Origin of the sequence: Sphingomonas sp. GM_Shp_1 (genome assembly GCF_026540895.1) — a bacterium.
In the GTDB taxonomy this organism is placed as follows: domain Bacteria; phylum Pseudomonadota; class Alphaproteobacteria; order Sphingomonadales; family Sphingomonadaceae; genus Sphingomonas.
In genome coordinates, this window is sequence record NZ_JALNUR010000071.1 from 1 (window position 1) to 2,757 (window position 2,757).

The following is a 2,757-nucleotide window of genomic DNA, read 5'->3' on the forward strand; positions in this document are numbered from 1 at the left end:
TGGGACTTTCCGGTCATTCCGCATGGCGCCCGCTAATTACAGCTTCTGCCAGGACCGGACATTCCAGAGGGGGCACTCCTGTGGCCGGCTATGACAATTTCCGGGCGGGTGGCTGACCGGCAGGTCCTAGATCGGTGGTCGGGCAAAGCTGCCTTAAGCGCGCTTCCATTAGAAGAGTTGCCGTCGCCGGGCTCCTCTGCTTCGTCACTTAGACTTGGACGGCGAGACCGCCCCAATCCGCTTTAGGAAGGCAGTCAAACCGCCCTCAGGCGGATTTTGTACACGCGCATGCCGCTGCGCGTTTGAGAGCGGTTTGAGAGATGCCGGCGAGATGCGCGTGAAGAGCGCGTCCCTCCACTCAATTTCATCGAGCGTCACAAGCGCGGGAATCGGTAGGCCGTGGAGGTAGCGAACCTCTTCCGCAACATAACCCACTATCTTTCCATCCCCGCTTCGTCCAAGTGTGACCAGTTGTGGAACACCGCCGGATAGCTCGTCACCGCCGGCAATTAGGGAATCGCAGAAGGCTGCGAATATAGACCGCGCGGTCCCTGACTGCGGAGAGTTTTGCCATGTCCGAAGTTCTTTAAGAAGCGCTCGTCGACCGCTTCCAAGTATGACCAATGGCTCGCTTCCGGTTATCCCGTCGAGAATCACTTCTGTATCGATCCAACGCCGTCGGGCCGCATCGTAGCGAATGCACCAGAGACGAAACCGGCTTTGCAGCTTATCTCCGTCTCGCGTGCCGTGCAGGATTGTGAAGTCGGCGTCCGGCACACGGTGGCGCCGCTCAGCCGAAGTCGTGAGCTGCGCGAGCACGATCGCATGCCGCTCCTCTGCTGTCGCGTACGGGCTCCAAAGAGCGTCGCGATCGATAAGGTCTGTGAGCTGACCGAGCGCAATCACCGGGAAGATCACGTCTCCACAGTAGCCAAACAGGTCGTTTGAGCGACAGGCGAAAACCTTGCGCCCGCTATCCCAGCGTCGCGCCGGAGAGCCCCAGGTTATCCTGCTATCGGCTACGATGTAGAGCGCACTAGGTGCGCGGGCGTCAACAGAAAGCCAGGAGAGTAACGTCGTCACTCGACGTATCCTCCCCGGCATGCTACCAATGTCAAGTAATCACGAGGCAACTCCCAGGCGTTCCACCATCTGCGGGACGCGACGGTCGAGGACCTGTGCCGATCCGGCTCCGGCTGGATCGGCACGGCTGGGTTCCGGGCCCGGCCCGAGAAGTTGGTTCTGTAGATTGCGGTTCGTGGCTTGCCAGGACTGGCGCAGAGTTGATGTGGTCGAACTGGGCCCAGTCAGGCGAAGCAAACCACTGCACCGCGCAGCCATGACACCGGTTCAAGAGCTGGTTAGCATGGGCGCATGAGCGACGACGTTGCAGTTTATGTGGGGCCCATCTCGGTGCCGGACGCCGGATTTATGGCGTGGCAAACCTTCGCCGAAATGATTTTCGCCGAAACTGATTTCTACAAGAGGCCTGCAAGGCGCGCTCACCGCGTGGTACGGCAGGTGATCGACCCGTACTACGACTTCGACGAGCCGCCCGAGTTTTACCGGTATCTGCTCGCGCCCGCTTCGGTTGTGCGCAAGCGCCTCTTAATCCAAGGCTACACACCCGAGCACTGCGAGCGCGCCTGAGATTTAGCGCGCCATGAGCAAACGGCTTCCTACGCGAAGCATTTTAAGGAGGAAGACGGGGACGTCGTGCAGCAGCTCCGCATGCTGGAAAAGCTCACCTTCCCCGAATGGCTGCAGCTTATCAGAGATGAAGTTGCATCGGAGCGGAAGTCTATCGGCGGCCGCCTGAACCCGTGGCACTTCGGAAGCCTACTCAGCGCTCCGGGGGACATTTTCACCCAACTGGCGCTGCTCATTGAGGTGCTTCCCAAAGCGCCTGTCTGGATGGATTGCACGGCCCTTTACTCCGAGGATGACGACCCTCGCACACCGCAGCAGATGGCGCGCGACGAAGATGCGGAGTACGCGGATTTTCCCAGCGGTAAGATCATCGTCCTCACAGAGGGAAGATCCGACACGCGCATCATCACCGCCGCACTCCACGCCTTTTATCCGGAGTATGCGGATGCCTATCAGTTTTTAGATTTCGAGGAGTTCAAGATTGAAGGTGGCGCTTCGCTTTTGGCGAGAATGATTAAGGTGTTATCCGGCGCGCGCGTTCAAAACCGAATGCTGGCTTTGTTCGATAACGATGCTGCGGGCGCCGAGGCTTATCGCTCGCTTGCGGGCGTTCGCTTTCCGCCGAACGTTCGCCTAATGCTTCTGCCGGATACAAAGCTGGCCGCAAGGTATCCCACGCTGGGGCCAGCAGGCCTGAGCCGCATGAATGTCAACGGCTCCGGTGCCCCGATCGAATTATACTTGGGCCGCTCATCCCTAAAAGACCGAGGCGGAAAACTTAGACCCGTCCGCTGGAGCCAGTGGATTGAGAATGTCGGCCGCTATCAGGGCGTGATTCAAGATAAAGAAACGGTGTATCGCGCTTTCGAGGCATCGCTCAAAGAGACCCGTTCACCCGCGTCCTTACGCAGACGCCTTCCTGAAATGAACCAGTTGCTGCAAACCATCTTCTCAGCTTTCCAGGATCGCCAGCCGCCCATTCTCTAGCCCCGCGATGGCTGTGGCGGCGGCCCGCACGCGAGGTCCGGCGGGTTTGCGTGAAGCGATGGCAGGTTACAGCACAAGCGGTCGTTCACGCTCCAGCTGCTGAACGTCCTGAGTTGGTCG

At 59.4% G+C, this 2,757-nt stretch carries 3 protein-coding genes; 2 read left to right on the forward strand and 1 reads right to left on the reverse strand.

Annotation, left to right across the window (positions count from 1 at the left end):
• Positions 1-204: 204 nt before the first annotated feature.
• Positions 205-1,083 carry a hypothetical protein gene (locus OXQ33_RS17385; protein ID WP_267436055.1) on the reverse strand — a complete coding sequence of 293 codons (879 nt, stop codon included), beginning with the start codon at positions 1,081-1,083 and terminating at the stop codon, positions 205-207.
• 291 nt (positions 1,084-1,374) lie between these two features.
• Between OXQ33_RS17385 and OXQ33_RS17390 the strand changes: the two genes are divergently transcribed.
• Together OXQ33_RS17390 and OXQ33_RS17395 are read left to right on the forward strand one after the other, a co-directional pair.
• On the forward strand, positions 1,375-1,650 hold the full coding sequence (locus tag OXQ33_RS17390; RefSeq protein ID WP_267436056.1) for a hypothetical protein: 276 nt from the start codon (positions 1,375-1,377) through the stop codon (positions 1,648-1,650).
• Between the two features lie 66 nt (positions 1,651-1,716).
• On the forward strand, positions 1,717-2,637 hold the full coding sequence (locus OXQ33_RS17395; RefSeq protein ID WP_267436058.1) for a hypothetical protein: 921 nt from the start codon (positions 1,717-1,719) through the stop codon (positions 2,635-2,637).
• Positions 2,638-2,757: the final 120 nt, after the last annotated feature.